The organism is Ruegeria sp. ABF4_144, assembly GCF_056160045.1.
Genome location: NZ_JBSWWK010000001.1, coordinates 933,847 through 952,632, shown reverse-complemented (window position 1 = coordinate 952,632; position 18,786 = coordinate 933,847). Strand labels below are relative to the sequence as shown.

Here is an 18,786-nt window from a genome sequence, read left to right as displayed (position 1 = left end):
AAGCCCCCAGCAAGCTCTCTAAGCCCGCTCGAACCCGCGAGCGACTTCCCAATCGGTCACCACACGCTCGAATTCCTCAATCTCGACCTCTGCCGCACGGGCGTAGTGATCGACAACCTCATCCCCCATTGCCGCGCGCAGCATGGCTGAGGCAAGAAGCGCGTCGCGCGCTTCGCGCAGGTTGCCGGGGATCATGCCGGTGTCGCCCTGATAGACGTCACCCGTGGTCGGTGGCTGCAACTCCAACCCTTCCTCAATCCCTGCAATACCGGCGGCCAGCATCCCGGCCATCGCCAGATACGGGTTCATGTCGGATCCTGGAATCCGGCACTCGACTCGCACCGATTTGGTACCATCTCCGCACAGACGATAGCCGGCGGTACGGTTGTCCACCGACCAGATGATCCGCGTGGGCGCAAAGGTACCCTTCATGAAGCGCTTATAGCTGTTGATGTAAGGCGCCATGAAATAGGTGTAATCAGGGGCGTATTTCAGCAGACCGGCCATGTAGCTTTTCATCAGCGCCGACATGCCCAACTCATCCGCCGCATCGTAAAACGCCGGTTGCCCATCGGCCCAAAGCGACTGATGCACGTGCGAAGAACTGCCCACCTTGTCGTGATGCCACTTCGGCAGGAAGGTCGCGGCGTGCCCGTGCTGCCAAGCAATTTCCTTCACGGCATTCTTGGCGATCGAGTGATACTCGGCCGTCTCCATCGCACCTGCGTATTTGATGTTCAGCTCTTCCTGTCCGGTCTCGGCCTCACCTTTTGAATTCTCAACCGGGATACCCGCACTCCACAGATGGTTGCGGATCGGGCGCATCACATGCTCTTCCTTCGTGGTCTGAAGGATGTGGTAATCTTCATTATAGCCCGAGATCGGCTCCAGATCGCGGAACCCTTCCTTGCGGATTTGGTCAAAGCTTTTCTCGAACAGAAAAAACTCCAACTCGGTCGCGCACATGGCGTCATAGCCCATGGACTTCAGGCGGTTTACCTGTTTCTTCAGGATCGAGCGCGGCGCATGGGGCACCTCTTCATGCGTGTGATGATCCAGCACGTCACACATCACCATCGCAGTGCCTTCCAGCCACGGCACCGGGCGCAGCGTGCTGAGATCAGGCTTCATGACATAGTCGCCATAGCCACGTTCCCAACTGGTGGCCGCATAGCCATCGGGGGTCGCCATCTCAAGGTCGGTGGCCAGCAGGTAGTTACAGCAATGGGTTTCCTGCCACGCGCCAGCAACGAAATGCCCAGCGTGGAACCGTTTGCCCATCAAACGCCCCTGCATGTCGACCATGCAAACCAGCACGGTATCCACCTCGCCTGCATCAACCTTGGCCTTTAGGTCGTCCAAACGTGCTTGATTGCCCATCCCGTTCATCCTTTGTCACCCTCCGAGACCCCGGTCTCGTGCTCCCTTTCGCAGCCGTTAATCGTCGGCCGCATCCTTTTCCATTTCCATCACCAGCCGCGTTTCCAGAACCTGTCCGCTCTTGTATAGGATCGGATAGGCGATGGCCGCGATGTGGCCGTGCAGGTCGCGCATGGCGCGCAACGTCTCAAGATGCAGATCGCTGGATTGGAAGCTTTCGGTCTGCCCCCGCTCCAGTCGTTTCAGATGCGCTTTGCGGCTGCGGCGTGACAAGCGTTTGACCTCGGCCTTGTCCAGAACCAGACGGCGGGCGCAGTCCATGTCATCAACCAGCAGCACGTGGCGAGCCAGAGAGAAACTCTCCAGAATGGTCGCGTGCAGATCGGTCAGCTCTTTCCAGCCTTGGGCAGAAAACTCAGTGCGTTCGGTGTGTTTGATCTGGGCGGTGCGGGTCATGCGGTTGGAAACCACATCGCCTGCTGCCTCAAGCCGGATGGCATATTCCACCAGACCGCGAGCCGCCTTTATCTGCGCCTTGCTCATGTTCTGGCGCGGCATCCGCGCGACAAAGCGGCGGATTTCGGTAAGCTGCGCGTTCACCCTCTCATCCTGCTGCCACAGGGCCGAGATGGCGTCGCTGTCGTCCTGCTCATAAATATCCAGCACCGGACGGAACATGCGTTCGACCTGCGTGACCATCTGCAACAGTTCATGCCGGACTGAGGACATCGCCACACTCGCCCCGGACGCGCTGGGATCACCCAGCGGGCTAAGCGCGTCGGTGAACTGGTCCATCACGTTTGCCTCAACCTTCGGCTCGGGCAGTAGCAGGGCCATTGGCCGCTCCATCCAGTTCACGAAACCGGTGGCCAGAAGAAACACAGTCAGGTTGAACCCAATATGGGCCAGGATCAGCGACTGCCCTGCCCCGGCAACCATCAGCGCTTCATGTGCGCCGGTCACATTGACAACGATCAGCATCAACAAGGCCGCGCTGCCACGCAACAGCAGGTTGGCCCAGGGAATGCGCCGAGCTGTGATGGTCATGTCGCGCGTCAGCCAGATCGGGATGAAGGCCGAACCCAGATTGGCCCCCAGTACCAGTGACAACCCGGCGGCGAATGGGATAGCTCCGACTTGCACCAGCGTCACGCACATCAGGATGGTCGCGACCGAGCTGTGCATAACAAACGCCAGCACCGCACCTACGATGAAGGCGCTGAAATAGTCGCTTTCCAGATAACCCGCGATGGCCGGTAAAAAGGCGCTTTCGCGGATCGGATCAACTGCATCGCGCAGGAACTGCAGCGAGACCAGAATGAAGGCAACGCCCAGAACGATCCGCCCGATCAGGCGCACATTGGCCCGATCGGATTTGAGGTACAGCCACCCGCCCAGCGCCAGCAGCACCGGTTGCAGCCAACCCAGATCGTAGGACAGCACCTGAATGACGAGGGCTGCGCCCAGATCGGCACCCAGCACACCGGCCAGCGCAAGGCCAAAGCTGACCATTCCTGCCGCAGCAAAGCCAGTCAGCAGCACCGTCACCGCAGCCGAGCTTTGCAGGATCGTCGCCAGAACCATACCGGCCCCACCCGCCACAAATGTGTTTGAGTGGCGCGTCAGGATTGATTGAAACAACGCCCCAAAACGTCTTTCAATCCCCGTGCGCACCAGCCGTACGGCAAACAGCAGCAACATAGTCGCTGCAAAAATCTCGATCAAAAAACCTGCGATAGCCATCCGTTCACACCCCGTTGATCCGGGTCGCAACGTGGTGCGCCCGAAGTTCTGTTTTCTGTGTATGAACGGATGCTAACATTCGCAAAGTCGTTTCCCGTGGCTCGAATCCGGCGCGTGGTATCGCTAACGCGCCGGATTCGCATCATTTTAGCTGTAGCGGTACGGCCGTCCGGCTTTAAGCATTTCAGCATTGTAGCGCTTGAAGATGTCGACAACTTTCGCCTTGGTCTCAGACTCGGCGGCGATTTCGTCCCAGAATTTGACCGCGGCCTCCTCGACCGTTGCCCACTCTTCGTCCGGGATGGTGGTCAGCTTCATCTTGGTACCGTTCACACGCAGATTGGCCTCTCCGCCCCAATACCACCACTGGCGGTAATAGTGCGACTGGTCACAGCAGACCTTGAACAGAGTCTGCAGGTCTTCGGGGAGTTCGTTCCAGCGATCCATGTTGGCAAAGAAGTGGCCCGCCCAAGCTCCCGAGATGTTGTTGGTTAGGAAGTAGTTGGTCACATCAGCCCAACCGACAGTGTAGTCTTCGGTGATGCCTGACCATGCGATGCCGTCCAATTCACCCGTCTGCACGGCCACTTCGATGTCTTCCCATGGCAGGGTGACGGGCACCACACCGAATTGCGACAGGAACCGGCCCGCCGTCGGGAAGGTGAAGACGCGCTTGCCCTGCAGGTCCGCGAGGCTGTTGATCGGGTCCTTGGTTGCGAAATGGCAAGGGTCCCACGCACCGGCGCTGATATGTTTCACGCCGACCTTGGAGTATTCCTCATCCCAGATCTCGTTCAGACCCCACTGGTTGAACAGGACCGGCACGTCCAGCGAGTAACGCGAGGCAAACGGGAAATAGCCGCCGAACACGGTGACTTCAGTCGGCGAGGCCATCGAGTCGTCGTCCGATTGCACCGCGTCGATGGTGCCCTTCTGCATGGCCCGGAACAGTTCGCCCGTCGGAACCAGTTGGTCCGCATAGAAAAGCTCGATCTGCATCCGGTCGCCGGCGATCTGGTTGAACATCTTGATGGCCGGGTCGATCACGTGTTCGGCCAGAGCCGGGCCCGCATATGTCTGCATCCGCCAGGTAATAGTGTTCTGCGCAAGCGCAGGCGTGGCCAGCGGTGCGGCGGCAACGCCCACCCCGGCGGTCTTCAGAAACTTACGTCTTGTCGTCATGTCAATTTCCTCTCCGTTGAAGTTTGCGCGCCCGTTCACCGGGCATTCTTGTTAATTTCCATAGACATAACCGGGCAGCCAAAGGGCGATCTCCGGGAATACCATTATAATAATCAGGGCCAGCACCATCACGCCGACAAACGGAATGATCGAGCGGTAGATGTCCTTCAACCCGATCTCGGGCGGAGCCATCGCGCGCATCAGGAACAGGTTATAGCCGAAGGGCGGCGTCATATAGGCGATCTGCGTGGTGATCGTGTACAGGACCCCGTACCAAATCAGGTCGAACCCAAGTGCGCCGACCAAGGGCACGTAAAGCGGCGCGACGATCACCAGCATCGCGGTGTCGTCCAGAAACGTGCCCATCACGATAAAGCTGAGCTGCATCAGGATCAGGATCATCCAGGGCGACAGGCCGAGTTGTTCGGTGAACAGATTCTCGATCGCTTTCACCGCGCCCAAACCGTCGAACACGGCACCAAAGCCCAGCGCGGCTAGGATGATCCACATGAACATGCACGAGATTGCCATTGTCTGCTTGGTGCAGTCTTCGAAAATCTTCCACGTCATCCGGCGTTTCAGGACCGACACGACCAGCGCAGTCAGCGCCCCAATGGCCGAGCTTTCCACCAGCGAGGTCCAGCCATTCACAAACGGAACCATCATGGCGGCAAAGATGATCAGCGGCAGCGCTCCTGCTCCCAATAGTCGGATTTTCTCGGACCACGGCACCTCGTGCGCGTCTTCCATTGCGGGGCCGAGTTCAGGTTGAATGCGACAACGTATCCAGATGTAGAGGATGAAGAGGCCCGCCATCAGCAGACCCGGCAGGATACCCGCCAGCCACAACTGACCAACCGGTTGCCGCGCAATCATGGCGTATAGCACGAGCACCACAGAGGGTGGCACAAGGATGCCCAGACTGGACCCGGCCTGAATGACCCCGGTCACCATCGTCTTGTCATAGCCCCGCCGCAACAGTTCCGGCAACGCAATGGTTGCGCCGATTGCCATCCCAGCCACGCTGAGGCCGTTCATCGCCGAAACCAGAACCATCAGCCCGATGGTGCCAATCGCCAAACCCCCGTTCACTGGCCCCATCCACACATGGAACATGCGATAGAGGTCGTCTGCCAGCCGGCTTTCACTCAACACGTAACCCATGAAAATGAACATCGGCAGCGTCAGCAGCGGGTACCATTTCATCAGCTTCATCGCGGCCGAAAATGTGATGTCCTGCCCGCCAGTGCCCCATAGCGCCAGCGCAGCGATGGTGGCGACCGCACCGATCGCCCCAAAGACCCGCTGGCCGGTGAACAGCATCAGCATCATCAGCGCGAACATGAAGATGGCGATAAATTCCTGGCTCATGCCCGGCTCACCCCGATTTCCTGCCCGTTGATCCGGGCTATGTCTTTGAAAAATTCCGATATTGCCTGCAGCAGCATCAGAAAGAAGCCGAACACCATGATCGCCTTGATCGGCCAGATATACGGGCGCCACGCGGTCGAGGAGCGTTCAAGCCGCCCGATCTCTTCACTACCGGTCAGAAGACCGGTGAAATACGAGACCGGCGCGTCACCCCAATAGCCAAGGCTGTAGGCCGTCGACCCCAGCCCGCCATACAGCAGAACGCTCAGATACAGGATCAGCAGCATTACCGTGAATGCATCGAACCAGGCTTTCTTCTTATGGCTCCAGTTGTGATAAAATAGATCCATCCGCACGTTCGAACCCAGCTGGATCGAATACGGACCACCCATGATGTAATACGTGACCATCGCAAACTGCGCCATTTCCAGCGTCCAGAGGGACGGCAGGAAGAACGTCTTTGAGATCGAGGACCACAACAGGATCCCCATCATCACGAACAGGCCCCACATCATAACCCGACCGATCCGGTAGTTGATCGCATCGACCACTCGCACATATGAAGCCATCGCCCTGATCATGCAGCACCCCCTTCCCCGAATCCGGCTAAGGTGCGGTCGATCCACGGCACCAGATATTCGGCCATGGATTGTTGCTGCTGTGGCGTGCGGATCAGATCGTTTCGAATCTCGATCATGACGTTCAGCAGCCCTTCGGGGTAAGCTTGAGCATCCAGCGTGTGGGCCACTCCGTCAGCGGCAGAGTACGGTTCGTTTAGGCGGGTCACAAAGGTTGGCCGCGCGGGCACAGCCGCCATCATCGCCACAGCAAACCGATCATCACGACCATGAAGGACGCCCAACTCAACGGCCCGCTGATGGCCGTTAAAAACCGGAGTAAAACTATGCACGGTGACCATCAGCGTCAGCGACGGACGGTGCTGCGCGATCTGACCTGAGACAGCCTGCGTAAAAGGAACATAGATGCTCTCAATACGTGCCTGACGCTCCTCTGGCGCCATCCTAGCGTTGGTGGGGATGTCATACTGCTCGCTTTTGACCGGCATAGCCCCCGCAGCTTCCGGCGGGCGGTTACAGTCATAGACCAATCGGGACACCCCTCCATGCACCAACGGCGCGGACATCAACCCGGCCAAGTGCTGCGCGACGCCCAGCGCACCCGGGTCCCACGCGATGTGGCTTTCCCTCGCCTCGGTCGTCAGGCCCATATCACCCAGAAACGCCGGAATACGGTTCGAGGCATGTTCGCACACCAGCAGCACCTTTGGTGCGCCGTCCGCGTTATCCGTGTGAACAACCGTTCCGAAGTCCAATGTGCCGTCCTGCGATTCCATGAATGTGAATTGTGGAAAAATTTCCACATGACGCATTCACCTGTCAATAATTTTCCTGTAAAGATTTAATCAGGCCAAGTTCTGCTGAAAAATTCTGCACAACTTGCCGGAATTGTTGCAGGAGGACCCATACGTGCGGGTAACGGACAGGCTGCTGGCCCATCGGGACAAGATGACCCCGTCTGAAAGGCAACTAATCAGCGTCCTGTTGGACGACTACCCCATGGCGGGCCTTGGCAGCATTACGGAACTGGCCAGCGTGGCCTCGGTCTCAACCACAACCGTTGCGCGGATGCTGCAAAAGACCGGGTTTGACGGTTATCCGCAGTTTCAGGCGGCCCTGCGAGGTGAGGTCAAAGAGATGATCTCGGGACCCGTGGCAAAACGTGATGTCTGGCAGAATGACCTGCCCGAAGAGCATATCCTGAACCGTTATTCTCAGCAGGCTCTGGCTAATCAGAAACGCACGATTGATGAAGTTGATCCGGCGGAGTTCGACAGCTTCTGCACCCTGCTCTGCGATCCCAACCGGCGTATTTTCATTACCGGGGGGCGCATCACCGGCGCGCTGGCACAATATCTCTACCTGCACCTGCAGATGATCCGGCCCGATGTTCGAATGCTGCCCTTTGCGGCCTCATGGACCCATGACCTGTTAGATGTGCGCAAGGGCGACGTGCTGATCGCGCTGGATGTGCGGCGCTATGAGAACTCGACCATGCTGATCGGGCAGCTTTGTCAGGAGCGCGAGGCCGAGATCGTTCTGTTCACCGATCAGTGGCGTTCGCCCATTCACCGGCTAGCTAAACACACATTCGCGGCGCGTATCGCCGTCCCGTCGGCTTGGGATTCGATGGCGTCGATTCTAGTCCTGATGGAATGCGTCATTGCCGAGGTACAGGAACGACTGTGGGATTCGGTCAAGGACCGCACCGCCGAGCTGGAACAGGCCTTCGACCGCACCAAACTGTTCCGGAAATTCGGCCAAAGCTCTGGCTCTTAACTACAACTGCCCGTGAGGAGTGTTGCCAGCACGCTGGCAGGTGGTCACTTTGGTGTCATGACCTTTGTGACCGAAAACCAGTTGCCGCTGCTGATCCTGTTCTTTCTGGCCGGATCATTTGGCACCGCCTTTCTGTTTCGCAAACCGGCGGGGCATCGGGCGTGGAAACTCGCGGATCTGGTTTGGGTCGTCCTTGGTGGAATTGGCGCGCTAGTGGCAGTTCTTGCGGGGCTATATACCTCGGACAGCTCGCGTCTGGACCGGCAGATTGACGTGGCCTATGCCGCCACGCTGGCCTTTGACCGCGACGCCGCTCGGTTCCGACTGCGATTTTGCGATCCGGCTTACGACCCTGACACTGCTGTCTTGTGCGACAGGGTCGAGTTCCTGTCGGCCTCAACCGCCAGCAATGCCGATCTGCCCCTGTTCATCGCGGTGACTAACGAGGTCGCCCCGCTGCAAGGGCTTCATTTTCTATTCGGGCGCCAGGAAAAAGAAGAGATAGACCAAATGGCCGCAAAGGCCGACGCGTTCAATATCGACCAGTTTCTTGTCTTTACGACGCTGGATGAAACAACTCAGACCGCTATCGACAACATGCGCCGCAAGGTCCCCGCCATCGCAGGGGATTATCTGATCCTGGCCCAAAGCTATGATGACCTGGTCGAACAAGTCGGCAAGTTGAAAGACGAATGGGAATACCTGCAGGCCAACGCGCATATTCTGGTGCTGCAGATCATCGCGCTATGTCTGGTCAGCTTTGCCGCACCGTTCCGTTTGGGCAAATCCATTGTCGAGCTGCGAACGACCCTTACCGCCGATACGCCTGAGCCAGCTGCTCAGGATCGGCCCCAAGAAAGTACCGACCAAGAGTCCATAGATTCCGGGCACCCCGACGCAACCAGCCCGCCCGCGCATAGCGGTCCGCGCTCGTAACTGCGCGGGTGTTCAGCAGAGTGGTGCGGGGCAAGGCGCGCACCAGCGCTACGTCCTCCATAAGCGGCTGATCGGGATAACCTCCGACCTTTTCGTACATACGACGCGGCACCAGCAGGCCCTGATCCCCGTAAGGCAAACCAAACACCCGGCTGCGCAGATTGGCCCAACCCGCGACCCATGCGGGCCAGAACCCGTTTGCCCCAAATGCCAGACGAAACGCTGCAGGCTCACCAGTAGTGAGGTGTTCACCCACTTCTTTGCTCCACCCTGCCTGAAGAACGGTATCGGCGTGCAGGACCAACAACCACTCGGACTTGGCCGCCGCGCAACCCCGCCGCAATTGCCCTCCACGTGAAGGCGCACCGGCGACGATCTCAGCCCCTGCCTCATCAGCGATTTCAAGGGTCGGATCGGTCGATCCGCCATCGGTGACGATCAACTCGCGGATCAGCCCGGTGTGCAGGCCTTCCATCAGTGCTGGCAAGGTTTCCGCCAGGGCCTCGCCCGCGTTCAGGGTCGGGATGACGATGCTGATCGGTGCTGGCAAGGCGGATACCCTCTGGTCATGGCGGCGGGAACTCCTATATCACGGTGCCGAGGGAAATGACGAGGACCACCCGATGCCCAATCGCCGTATTCTGCGCCTTAGCGGTTCGGACACTGACAGCTTTCTTCAGGGGCTGGTCACTAATGATATTGACGGGCTGGAAAGCGGGCTGGTCTATGCGGCCTTGCTGACCCCGCAGGGCAAATTTCTGGCCGACTTTTTTATGAAACGCGACGGCGATGCAATCTTTCTGGATGTCGCCGAAGAGATCGCTGAAGGCTTCGTCAAAAGGCTGAGCATGTATAAACTGCGCGCCGATGTTGCAATTGAGGACAGCGGCCTGAACCTTCAACGCGGTACTGGTCCTACACCCGAAGGCGCCCTGCCCGACCCTCGCCACCCGGATTTGGGTTGGCGGTCTTATACCACTGAGGCCGAAGCGGATGATGGCACCGACTGGGACGCCATCCGTGTGCAGCACTGCATCCCGGAAACCGGTATTGAACTGACGCCCGACAGCTATGTCCTCGAATCCCGTTTCGAGGCTCTGAACGGCGTCGACTTCAAAAAGGGCTGCTATGTCGGGCAAGAAGTTACCGCGCGGATGAAGCACAAGACCGAATTGCGCAAAGGGCTGCGCCGCGTTCAAGTCGATGGTACGGCACCGGTTGGAACCGAAATCACCTCGGGCGGAAAACCTGCAGGCACGTTGTTCACCCAGTCGAACGGTCACGGGATCGCCTATCTACGCTTTGATCGTGCAACCGGAGACATGCAGGCCGGTGAGGCCACGGTGATCCTGACGCCCTAACATGTTGCCAATCCGGCACGGCTGGCCCTTGGCCTGATACCGCCCCGTTTGAACCGGACCTTTGGCGCTGCCACACTGCGGTCAGTTCAATGAACGGATGCGCATATGTTTAGGTTATATCGTGCGATTTGGCGTGCCAGCGCCGGGCGGCAGATCATCCTTATTATCCTGTCCATCGCCATCGCCGCTCTGGCGGCGGTCCCGCTGGAGTTTCAGCGCGACATCATCAATCACCTCACTACAGACGATATCGCCACGGAACGGCTGATCTATCTTGGCACAGGTATGATGTCGGTCATCCTGCTGAGCCTCGCCCTGAAATGGCTACTTGGCTACCGCGCGGGCACACTGGGCGAGGACATGATCCGCATGATCCGCCAGCGGCTGCTGGTCCGCGCGTCTGACCTCCGCGAAACTGGCGAAACCGTCCGCAAGGGTACAATGACCACTGCCATCTCGGCAGAGGCAGAAGAGTTGGGTAAGTTCGCAGGGGGCGCGTTCTCGGACCCGGTGGTGCAGATTGGCACGCTAATCAGCGTGATCGGATATATCTCATCCACTCAGCCCGGGTTGGGCATGATCGCTTTCTCCATGATCGTACCCCAGATCGTCATCGTGCTGATCTCACAGCGCAAGGTGAACATCTTTGTGGCCGAGCGCGTTCGCATTTTACGTAACGCTACGGATAAGCTGACGATCGAAGACATCAATGATGTTGCACGCGAGATCGACGCCCAGTTCGACGATATCTTTGAAACCCGCCGCCGCATGTTCCTCTGGAAACTGTCGGCCAAATTCCTGCTGAGCGTCATCAACGGCGCGGGTACGGTCGGTGTGCTGATGTTGGGTGGCTATTTGGTTCTGAACGGCAAAACGGATGTTGGCACTGTGGTTGCTGCCACCAGTGGCCTTAGTCGCATTCAGGGGCCTACTGCCTTTCTGATCGCCTTTTACCGACAGGTCAGCGCCAACCGCATCAAGTATGAGCTGATGATGGAACTCTTCGGCCCTCACCCGGAACGCTATCGGTATATAAAGGACCGGCACTAAAAAGACCGCGCGGCCGATGTCTGCGCGGTCTTTTCCTGTTTCGAACAGACGCGAGGTTACGCGCGCTCGGAATATTCCATGGTCTCGGTGTTCACCACGATCATCTCATCCTGGCCGATGAACGGAGGCACCATGACTTTGACGCCATTGTCGAGGATGGCAGGTTTGAACGAGTTCGCAGCGGTCTGGCCTTTAACAACCGGCTCGGTCTCAACGATCTTGCAGGTCACTTTCTGGGGCAGCGTGGCGTTCAGCGCCTCGGATTCGTAAAACTCGACCACAATTGTCATGCCGTCCTGCAGAAACGGACGACGCTCGCCCAGCAGCTCAGCAGGCAGTTCGATCTGCTCGTAAGTTTCAGAATCCATAAACACCAGCATGCCGTCGGATTCGTACAGGAACTGCTGATCCTTCTGCTCAAGGCGCACGCGCTCGACCTTGTCCGCCGAGCGGAAGCGTTCGTTCAGCTTCGAGCCATTGCGCAGGTTGCGCAGTTCGACCTGTGCAAAAGCGCCGCCTTTGCCGGGCTTTACGTGGTCAACTTTAACCGCGGCCCACAGTCCATCGTTATGCTCAAGCACATTGCCGGGGCGAATTTCGTTCCCATTTATCTTGGGCATTACTTAATTCCTTCACAAACGGTTGATGCGTCAGTTCCCGTCCCTATATCTGGCAGGACACCACCTGACAAGACAACGAGACCTAGTGCTGCACTTGCAGCAAGCCATGCACATGACGCAACGCAACTATGCATTTTAGCTGTATCCGAATCACGTCGAATAGGTCATAAGGACCGTCACGCCGAAAATGCAAGAGCAAGAACAACAAGGAAAACGAGATGAGAGATTTCGTTGACGGCACTGCCTTTAACAATGAACAAGGCAATCGTGCACGCAAACTTTTCGCGGCCGTTGTGTTGGCTGCACTTGATGATGCTATCGCCGATGACAAGAAATACGGCAATGGCCCCGAACAAATTGCCCGCTGGGCGCGCTCGCGCGATGGTCGCGAAGTGCTGTCCTGCGCCGGTATTGACCCGAACGAGCGCGTTGTCAGCGGACTGATGGAGTTCGTTGGTCGTGGCGTGCGTACGTCGGTCGCACTGTCGCGTGAAGAAAGCGAGCGCCGTAATGCCGCTCAGCAGGCAGAAGCCGCATAAGCCTAGCGACTTCTGAAGGAAAAAACGCGCTTCCGGACGTCCGGAGCGCGTTTTTCTTTTGCCCTATCAGAAGTACATGAACCACTGCCGTGCGACCCAGATTTCAGCGGCCAGCAGGGCGGCAAAGAACAGTTTGGCGGACACGGACAGCCCCCTACCCCACAGCGCAGCGTAAGAGCCGACACACAGCGCAATGGAAACCGGCGCCACCCAAAAGGCGTGGTGCGTGCTGTCCCAATAGCTGATCGGGCTGTGAAAAACCCAATCACTCATCGGCCAGAACTGCGGCCGCCCGTCGCCTGCGTGCAGCAGGAAGTCCATCGCCAAATGCAGTAGCCCTGCCGAAGCGGCAACAATCAGGACCTGCCACTTGCGCCAAAGACCGATCGCCAGCGCAAGCCCCCACAGAAAGAACGAATTGTCGATTGCAAAGACCGTTTGCCAAGCGGGCGAAAAGTAAAGTTGATCGAACACCACCTGCTCGGGAATACCCAGAATGAACAGGGATACCCCCGCCATCACATAAAGCGACAGGTCAGGCAGCAGCGACCCCAGCACAGCCGCCGCTAGGATTCGTCCGCGCGCAGGCCGCGCAAAGGCGGCAGCACCGATCAAAAGATGCGCGGGCGTGTTCATCCGGTCTTTCCCTTTGGGCTCAAATCAGGTCATTTGCGCGTCAACGTATAGGAGACGGCTATGGTTCGCGCCATCATGATTCAGGGTACCGGCAGCAATGTCGGAAAATCGGTTTTGGTCGCCGGGCTGGCCCGCGCCTATACCCGACGCGGGCTAAGGGTCGCTCCGTTCAAGCCACAGAACATGTCGAACAACGCCGCCGTGACCGAAAACGGGGGCGAGATCGGCCGCGCGCAGGCCCTGCAGGCACGCGCGGCCAAGCGGGCAACCCACACCGATATGAACCCGGTCCTGCTGAAGCCGGAAACCGATACCGGCGCTCAGATTATTGTTCAGGGCCAGCGCGCGGGCACCATGAAGGCGGGCGATTACCGTAAGGACAAATCCAAATTGCTGAGCGCTGCGTTAGAAAGCTTTGACCGGCTGTGCAATGACGCCGATCTGGTATTGATCGAGGGTGCAGGCAGCCCGGCGGAGACCAACCTGCGCAAGGGCGACATCGCCAATATGGGCTTTGCCTGCGCTGCCGACGTGCCGGTCGTTCTGGTGGGCGATATCCATCGCGGCGGCGTGATCGCACAGATCGTAGGCACTCAGGCTGTATTGGGCCCCGGTGATCTGGATATGATCTGCGGTTTTGCCGTCAACCGGTTCAAGGGCGATGTCGCGCTGTTCGACGAAGGGCGTGATGACATCGCTGCGCGCACCGGCTGGACCTGTCTAGGCGTTGTGCCGTGGTTCCACGACGCCTGGAAACTACCCGCCGAAGACATGATGGACATTCGTTCCCATAGCGGCGGTTCCTGCAAGGTTGTGGTGCCTCAACTGGAGCGCATGGCCAATTTCGACGATCTCGACCCCCTGTCCGCCGAACCGGGCGTCACGGTCGAGATCATCCCCGCCGGGCGTCCCCTGCCCGGCGATGCCGATCTTGTCCTGTTGCCGGGCAGCAAGTCTACCATCGGCGATCTGACCTATTTCCGGGCACAGGGTTGGGATATCGACCTTTTTGCCCATGTCCGCCGTGGCGGCCACGTGTTGGGCCTGTGCGGAGGTTACCAGATGCTGGGAAAAACCATTGCCGATCCCGACGGCGTGGACGGTCGCCCGGGCACTGTAGAAGGGTTGGGGCTTCTGGACGTGACCACCACGATGGCAGGTGAAAAGCAGGTCAATCTGCGCACAGCGCGCACGGTTCCCGAAAAAGAACCGGTTACCGGATACGAGATTCACATGGGCCGGACCGAAGGCCCCGATTGCGAACGCGCCTGGCTTGAGATCGAAAACCGTCCCGAAGGTGCCGCCGACCGGACCGGCCGCATTCGGGGCAGCTATCTGCACGGTATTTTCTCGTCCGATACGTTCCGCGCCCGTTATTTGAAACAGCTGGGCGCGACTTCGGACCTGTCATATGAGGACGGGGTTGAGGAAACGCTGGACGCGTTGGCCGACCATCTGGAACGGCATATGGATCTGGACCGCCTGCTGGATCTGGCCCGGCCGCCAAAACGTCCCTAAGGCCTAGTCCAGTTCCCGCTCGGCCAAAGCCCGGTAAATCTCACGCCGTACCATCTTACGAACATTGCGGGTGATACGCTGGCCTAGAACGCCCTGCAGTTCTTCGCGAACGACCTGAGCGATCAGGTCACGCAGCGCATCCTCGTTCATCGACAGTGTTCCGTCATCAACTTCCGGTTCAGCAGGCTGAGTCGGCTTAGTAGAGGACGACCCCGGATCGCGAATGAACGTCGCTTTGATTTCTGTCTGCGGCTGCTCAGGCGCAATTTCCGAAACGCTGGAATTCTGCGAGACGACAAACTCGTCCTCAGCATGCCATTCAAGCGCCTTGTTCGGCGTGCCGGAATAGGCGTCCTCGCTGTCGCCGTCCGGCTCCCACTGGTCCTCGGTCCGGGCAATTGCGGCCTCCAGCGCTTCGATCTTGGCGCTCAAGCTGCCAGCAAGGCCATCCTCAGAGTCGGGCTTTGGCTGCTGTTCGACCGCAGGCTCTGCGTGTTTGACAATATCGCAAGCGCGCAAAAGCATCGGCTTGACCGAGTCCTCGGCCTTGTAGGCCGCTTCCTTATTGTCAGGCTGAGGCGGCTCTGCCACCACCGTTTCATTAACCCGCAAAGCGTCGGTCAGAACCAACCTACTGGGTTTTCTGGAAAGGGTTGCTGCAACGTCGCCAGACGCTTTTCGGTCATCTTCGCTGACCAGACGTTTAATCGAGGACAGGACGTCCTCGATTCCCGCTTTTACGACTTTATCCGTCATTGTTCTCTACCGCTCTATCCTCAGGATCGAGTGTAACCAAACAAATCGGAGCTCACAACAGGTAGTATTGGCCCTTAGTCGCGACGCAACGCTTTGAGGACGCGATCCAGATCCCTGCTCTGCCTGCTGATCTGGGCCGGAGCCTTCTTCACCAGGTTGTAGTAGAGGGTCGGATCATAGATCTGTACGGCCAGACCCAGACGTTCTGCCGTCAACAAACCTTGCGCCTGCAGCAGCTGATACGCAGCACGAGACCGTTCGGTGCGCGAGGCGACCTCGGCCAATTGCGCGTCCAGTAAGTCTTGCTGAGCGTTCAGCACATCCAGAGTAGTCCGCGCACCCAATGTCGCCTCTTCCCGGATACCGTCAAACGCAACCTGTGAGGCGCGAACCCGTTCGGTCGACGCTCTCAGGCTTGCACTGGCGGCCTGGAAACCGGCATAGGCATCAGCAACACCCTGAGTGATGTCCTTCTGCACGTTCAGCAGGTTAGCACGCGACGCGTCCCGCGTGGCCATTGCCCGGCGTACGGTAGCCGCCAGGCGACCACCGGCGTAGATCGGCTGCTCTAAGCGCAGCGCAATGGTTGCGTCTTCAAGGCTGTCATCGTTGTCATAGCTCTCGCGGATACCTGCATCAGCGTTCAGCCTGACGTTTGGACCAAGGTTGGCACGCTGCTGCTCTACGAACAGATCAAGCGCACGCACCTGGTGCTGAGCTGCCTGAATGGCAGGATGGTTTCGCTGCGCGAGGCTGACGGCCTCACCTTCCGAGCGCGGCAGATTCGGCAGGCTCGGCTGACCGGCTGTACGCCCCGGCGCTTTGCCGACGGCGTTGACATATTCCGCCTGCGCAATGCTCAGGTTACCACGCGCGACCGCGAGGTCCGCTTGCGAGCTTGCCAACTGCGCCTGGGACAATGCGACGTCCGTCCGGGTCACCTCACCCACATCGAAACGGTCCTGCGAGGCCCGGAGTTCCTCAGCAGACACATCGACGTTGTTCAGGCGGATCTGCACGGTTTCTTCCTGAAGCAGCACACCCAGATAGGCGTTCAGACCGCGGAACAGGACCTGCTGTTCGACATCCAGCAGGGTCTGCCGTGTTGCCAGAACAGTTTCTTGTGCCGATTGCTTGCCCAAGACCGAGAAGCCGCCGTCATAAATGAGCTGGCTCAGCGTGAGACCGGTAAAAAAGTTGGCTGGTTCATTCCTGACCACGCCGACATCCGTCGAGGACCGCGTGTAATCCTGGCTGACTTCGACCGCCCAGTTGATGATTGGACGAAGCGCCGAAAGCGCAATCGCTACATCTTCATCAGCCGCACGCAGCAGCGCCCGGTTCTGTTCCAGCAAGCCGCTGGTATTATAAGCCCCAATGAATGCATCGGTCAGGTTGTCCGCCCAAACCGCACGACCCGGCACAGCACTCAGCGCAATTCCCGCTGTTAGTGCCAATGCCTTTACAAACTTCCCCCCCGTCCACGAACGCATAACGAAATCCTTCTCAAACCAAAATTACGCTGCCCTGAGTGCAGTTTGCGCGTTTGTTTTCAACTAATCAAGGCAGCAGAAAAATATGAAATCGAATTATAGCGAAAATGCACACTCGGCGCAAAAGGCCTGTAAAACCGGGGCGTTGGCGTTGAATGCATGACGCCACGTCACCCGCCCACCGGATTTGTGCCCAATCCGCACTGTTCCAAGCTCTCCTTCGACGAACAGACAGGCGATACGCCCGTGGTCCTTGAGCTGCGCAATCAGCGCTTCGGGCACCTGTTCGACCCCGCCCTGGATCATGATGACATCATAGGGGCCGTGCTCGGTCGCACCCTGATTCAGCGGGCCAACATGAACGATTGCATTGTCGGCCTCTGCCTCCATCAGAATCGTCTGCGCCTCAGCTGCGAGCGCTTCGTCCTCTTCCACGGCCACGACCAGCTGAGCCATGCGCGCCGCGACGGCAGTGGAATATCCCATCGCCGGAGCAATATCCAAAACGACCTCGTCATTCGAGATGTTCAGGACGTCCAACATTTTCGCCAGCGTCCGCGCCTCCAGCAGGCAGCGCCCGTTCCCCAGATCGATCACGCCCTCTGCATAGGCTGCTTCGCGTTGGGAATCCGGCACAAAATTCTCTCTCTGGACGGTTAGCATGGCGTCAATGATGGGGAATTTCGTGACATCCGAGGGTCGGACCTGCGTATCAACCATCGTACGGCGCCGGGTTGCGAAATCTGTCATTGGATCGCTCATGTTAGTCCCAAGTATGTCCGGCTTGTGCCATATCTTGGCGAAACCGGCAACGGCTTGGCGTTGAAAGTTTGGCCGGATTGCAGGAACTTGGTGTCGCACCGCGCCAAGTCACGACAGTTGGGCACAGATTTATGCAATCAACCCACTGGACGCCCCTGTCGAAAGGTGTTAAAACGCCTGTCACACCACGGCAAGTATTTGATTTTACTTGAAAAGGCGAGTTGGCGGAGTGGTGACGCAGCGGATTGCAAATCCGTGTACACCGGTTCGATTCCGGTACTCGCCTCCACTTTTCTCCAGTCGCGCGGCACCCTTTTTTCTCTATGCCCTATCCGGGCTGTTCGCGAACGTGTGTAGGATTTTGCCGTTGCAACACTGTTTACCGCGTTTTGGTAGGTCGAGAGCTTCACCGCCGTTAGCAGGCAAAGGCTGTGCAAAATAGCGACGCCTCTCCAGATAGATAGACACTTGTGGGGCGCTGAACAGCACGCACAGCGCATTCGAGAACACACCAGTTTTCTGCAAACCACAGTTGCATCGCTGCCCGACATCAGGCCGTTCACAGCAAGAACCCAGTCCAGATTTGTTGGAACTCGCTTATCGTCAATGAGCTCGGGTGATCGTTTTTTTTGAAGGGAAACTGAGGGGACGGCGGTCTTTCACCTTGACCGCCGTCCATCCGAGGCCAATCCGATTAGACGGAAAGCTGGTAGTAGGCCGTGATCAACACCGCGATGATGACAAGTTCAACGACCAGCGGCGGCACAACCGCCCTGTCAAACCCGTCCGACAGAATGCCGACAATGCGCCCAAAAGCGACAACTGCCATCAGGATCGCAACCGCCACATAGCCCAGCGTCTGGCCTGTGGTCAAACCGATGACCAGCAAAGCCACCGAGGCCAGAAACAGCCCACCGATCACCGAACGGATCGTGCTAAGCCCGGCGGTTCCCACCGGCTCGACAGCAAAGTTGGCCACCATACGTCGAGGGGCAAACATCGACATGATGCCAAGACCCGTCAGCATGAGGGTTGCAAGGATGACAAGCGTATTCATTGCGGTTTCCATTCCATTGCTCCTT

Annotated in this window: 18 protein-coding genes, 1 tRNA gene and 1 pseudogene; 7 read left to right on the top strand and 13 right to left on the bottom strand. The window is 58.4% G+C overall.

The window, feature by feature from the left end:
- Positions 1–18: 18 nt before the first annotated feature.
- From ACXAGD_RS04915 to ACXAGD_RS04890, 6 genes are all read right to left on the bottom strand, one after another.
- Entirely contained in the window at positions 19–1,380 is a 1,362-nt protein-coding gene (locus tag ACXAGD_RS04915) for a glutamine synthetase family protein (RefSeq protein ID WP_475208842.1), read from the bottom strand.
- Between the two features lie 57 nt (positions 1,381–1,437).
- On the bottom strand, positions 1,438–3,123 hold the full coding sequence (locus tag ACXAGD_RS04910) for a Na/Pi cotransporter family protein (RefSeq protein ID WP_475208841.1): 1,686 nt from the start codon (positions 3,121–3,123) through the stop codon (positions 1,438–1,440).
- A gap of 147 nt (positions 3,124–3,270) precedes the next feature.
- Positions 3,271–4,305 carry a TRAP transporter substrate-binding protein gene (locus ACXAGD_RS04905; RefSeq protein ID WP_475208840.1) on the bottom strand — a complete coding sequence of 345 codons (1,035 nt, stop codon included), beginning with the start codon at positions 4,303–4,305 and terminating at the stop codon, positions 3,271–3,273.
- A 51-nt stretch (positions 4,306–4,356) separates the two neighbouring features.
- Complete coding sequence (locus ACXAGD_RS04900) at positions 4,357–5,676, bottom strand: TRAP transporter large permease (protein WP_475208839.1); 1,320 nt, start codon at positions 5,674–5,676, stop codon at positions 4,357–4,359.
- Complete coding sequence (locus ACXAGD_RS04895; RefSeq protein ID WP_475208838.1) at positions 5,673–6,257, bottom strand: TRAP transporter small permease subunit; 585 nt, start codon at positions 6,255–6,257, stop codon at positions 5,673–5,675. Before ACXAGD_RS04895 ends, ACXAGD_RS04900 begins: the two co-directional genes overlap by 4 nt.
- On the bottom strand, positions 6,254–7,030 hold the full coding sequence (locus tag ACXAGD_RS04890) for an N-formylglutamate amidohydrolase (RefSeq protein ID WP_475208837.1): 777 nt from the start codon (positions 7,028–7,030) through the stop codon (positions 6,254–6,256). The genes ACXAGD_RS04895 and ACXAGD_RS04890 overlap by 4 nt, the downstream gene beginning before the upstream one ends.
- 133 nt (positions 7,031–7,163) lie before the next feature.
- Here ACXAGD_RS04890 and ACXAGD_RS04885 point away from each other — a divergent pair, with 133 nt between their 5' ends.
- Positions 7,164–8,033 carry a MurR/RpiR family transcriptional regulator gene (locus ACXAGD_RS04885; RefSeq protein WP_475208836.1) on the top strand — a complete coding sequence of 290 codons (870 nt, stop codon included), beginning with the start codon at positions 7,164–7,166 and terminating at the stop codon, positions 8,031–8,033.
- A gap of 57 nt (positions 8,034–8,090) precedes the next feature.
- Positions 8,091–8,837: pseudogene (locus ACXAGD_RS04880) on the top strand (hypothetical protein); the annotation flags it as partial.
- A gap of 7 nt (positions 8,838–8,844) precedes the next feature.
- On the opposite strand, the gene ACXAGD_RS04875 reads toward ACXAGD_RS04880, so the two are convergent.
- Positions 8,845–9,519, bottom strand: a complete 675-nt coding sequence (locus ACXAGD_RS04875; protein ID WP_475208835.1) for a TIGR04283 family arsenosugar biosynthesis glycosyltransferase — start codon at positions 9,517–9,519, stop codon at positions 8,845–8,847.
- A 73-nt stretch (positions 9,520–9,592) separates the two neighbouring features.
- Here ACXAGD_RS04875 and ygfZ point away from each other — a divergent pair, with 73 nt between their 5' ends.
- Together ygfZ and ACXAGD_RS04865 are read left to right on the top strand one after the other, a co-directional pair.
- Complete coding sequence (ygfZ, locus tag ACXAGD_RS04870) at positions 9,593–10,330, top strand: CAF17-like 4Fe-4S cluster assembly/insertion protein YgfZ (protein WP_475212492.1); 738 nt, start codon at positions 9,593–9,595, stop codon at positions 10,328–10,330.
- 105 nt (positions 10,331–10,435) lie between these two features.
- Positions 10,436–11,380, top strand: coding sequence for an ABC transporter transmembrane domain-containing protein (locus ACXAGD_RS04865; RefSeq protein WP_475208834.1), 945 nt, complete (start codon positions 10,436–10,438; stop codon positions 11,378–11,380).
- A 56-nt stretch (positions 11,381–11,436) separates the two neighbouring features.
- Here the strand turns inward: ACXAGD_RS04865 and efp are convergent, their stop codons facing one another.
- Entirely contained in the window at positions 11,437–12,000 is a 564-nt protein-coding gene (gene efp / locus ACXAGD_RS04860; RefSeq protein ID WP_170325421.1) for an elongation factor P, read from the bottom strand.
- Between the two features lie 218 nt (positions 12,001–12,218).
- On the opposite strand from efp, the gene ACXAGD_RS04855 reads away from it, so the two are divergent.
- Complete coding sequence (locus ACXAGD_RS04855; protein WP_037310273.1) at positions 12,219–12,539, top strand: DUF6280 family protein; 321 nt, start codon at positions 12,219–12,221, stop codon at positions 12,537–12,539.
- Between the two features lie 66 nt (positions 12,540–12,605).
- Here the strand turns inward: ACXAGD_RS04855 and ACXAGD_RS04850 are convergent, their stop codons facing one another.
- Entirely contained in the window at positions 12,606–13,175 is a 570-nt protein-coding gene (locus ACXAGD_RS04850; RefSeq protein WP_475208833.1) for a cobalamin biosynthesis protein CobQ, read from the bottom strand.
- Between the two features lie 60 nt (positions 13,176–13,235).
- Here ACXAGD_RS04850 and ACXAGD_RS04845 point away from each other — a divergent pair, with 60 nt between their 5' ends.
- On the top strand, positions 13,236–14,693 hold the full coding sequence (locus ACXAGD_RS04845; RefSeq protein WP_475208831.1) for a cobyric acid synthase: 1,458 nt from the start codon (positions 13,236–13,238) through the stop codon (positions 14,691–14,693).
- Positions 14,694–14,696: 3 nt separating this feature from the next.
- Here the strand turns inward: ACXAGD_RS04845 and ACXAGD_RS04840 are convergent, their stop codons facing one another.
- The 3 genes from ACXAGD_RS04840 to ACXAGD_RS04830 all read right to left on the bottom strand — a co-directional run bounded on the left by ACXAGD_RS04840 (position 14,697) and on the right by ACXAGD_RS04830 (position 17,692).
- Positions 14,697–15,449 carry a hypothetical protein gene (locus ACXAGD_RS04840; RefSeq protein WP_475208830.1) on the bottom strand — a complete coding sequence of 251 codons (753 nt, stop codon included), beginning with the start codon at positions 15,447–15,449 and terminating at the stop codon, positions 14,697–14,699.
- Between the two features lie 74 nt (positions 15,450–15,523).
- Complete coding sequence (locus tag ACXAGD_RS04835) at positions 15,524–16,942, bottom strand: TolC family outer membrane protein (protein ID WP_475208829.1); 1,419 nt, start codon at positions 16,940–16,942, stop codon at positions 15,524–15,526.
- A 96-nt stretch (positions 16,943–17,038) separates the two neighbouring features.
- Positions 17,039–17,692, bottom strand: a complete 654-nt coding sequence (locus tag ACXAGD_RS04830; RefSeq protein ID WP_475208827.1) for a protein-L-isoaspartate O-methyltransferase family protein — start codon at positions 17,690–17,692, stop codon at positions 17,039–17,041.
- A gap of 227 nt (positions 17,693–17,919) precedes the next feature.
- On the opposite strand from ACXAGD_RS04830, the gene ACXAGD_RS04825 reads away from it, so the two are divergent.
- Positions 17,920–17,993: transfer RNA gene (locus ACXAGD_RS04825), tRNA-Cys, on the top strand.
- A 405-nt stretch (positions 17,994–18,398) separates the two neighbouring features.
- Here the strand turns inward: ACXAGD_RS04825 and ACXAGD_RS04820 are convergent.
- Positions 18,399–18,773 carry a DUF4345 family protein gene (locus tag ACXAGD_RS04820; protein ID WP_475208826.1) on the bottom strand — a complete coding sequence of 125 codons (375 nt, stop codon included), beginning with the start codon at positions 18,771–18,773 and terminating at the stop codon, positions 18,399–18,401.
- Between the last annotated feature and the right edge of the window lie 13 nt (positions 18,774–18,786).

Bases quoted from the DNA above. Each gene is read 5' to 3' on its own strand.
- ygfZ (WP_475212492.1), top strand. From the start codon at position 9,593: ATGCCCAATCGCCGTATTCTGCGCCTTAGCGGTTCGGACACTGACAGC.
- ACXAGD_RS04835 (WP_475208829.1), bottom strand. From the start codon at position 16,942: ATGCGTTCGTGGACGGGGGGGAAGTTTGTAAAGGCATTGGCACTAACA.
- ACXAGD_RS04900 (WP_475208839.1), bottom strand. From the start codon at position 5,676: ATGAGCCAGGAATTTATCGCCATCTTCATGTTCGCGCTGATGATGCTG.
- ACXAGD_RS04905 (WP_475208840.1), bottom strand. From the start codon at position 4,305: ATGACGACAAGACGTAAGTTTCTGAAGACCGCCGGGGTGGGCGTTGCC.
- ACXAGD_RS04845 (WP_475208831.1), top strand. From the start codon at position 13,236: ATGGTTCGCGCCATCATGATTCAGGGTACCGGCAGCAATGTCGGAAAA.
- ACXAGD_RS04915 (WP_475208842.1), bottom strand. From the start codon at position 1,380: ATGGGCAATCAAGCACGTTTGGACGACCTAAAGGCCAAGGTTGATGCA.
- ACXAGD_RS04855 (WP_037310273.1), top strand. From the start codon at position 12,219: ATGAGAGATTTCGTTGACGGCACTGCCTTTAACAATGAACAAGGCAAT.
- ACXAGD_RS04895 (WP_475208838.1), bottom strand. From the start codon at position 6,257: ATGATCAGGGCGATGGCTTCATATGTGCGAGTGGTCGATGCGATCAAC.
- ACXAGD_RS04840 (WP_475208830.1), bottom strand. From the start codon at position 15,449: ATGACGGATAAAGTCGTAAAAGCGGGAATCGAGGACGTCCTGTCCTCG.
- ACXAGD_RS04850 (WP_475208833.1), bottom strand. From the start codon at position 13,175: ATGAACACGCCCGCGCATCTTTTGATCGGTGCTGCCGCCTTTGCGCGG.
- ACXAGD_RS04890 (WP_475208837.1), bottom strand. From the start codon at position 7,030: ATGGAATCGCAGGACGGCACATTGGACTTCGGAACGGTTGTTCACACG.
- ACXAGD_RS04820 (WP_475208826.1), bottom strand. From the start codon at position 18,773: ATGGAAACCGCAATGAATACGCTTGTCATCCTTGCAACCCTCATGCTG.
- ACXAGD_RS04830 (WP_475208827.1), bottom strand. From the start codon at position 17,692: ATGACAGATTTCGCAACCCGGCGCCGTACGATGGTTGATACGCAGGTC.
- efp (WP_170325421.1), bottom strand. From the start codon at position 12,000: ATGCCCAAGATAAATGGGAACGAAATTCGCCCCGGCAATGTGCTTGAG.
- ACXAGD_RS04910 (WP_475208841.1), bottom strand. From the start codon at position 3,123: ATGGCTATCGCAGGTTTTTTGATCGAGATTTTTGCAGCGACTATGTTG.
- ACXAGD_RS04865 (WP_475208834.1), top strand. From the start codon at position 10,436: ATGTTTAGGTTATATCGTGCGATTTGGCGTGCCAGCGCCGGGCGGCAG.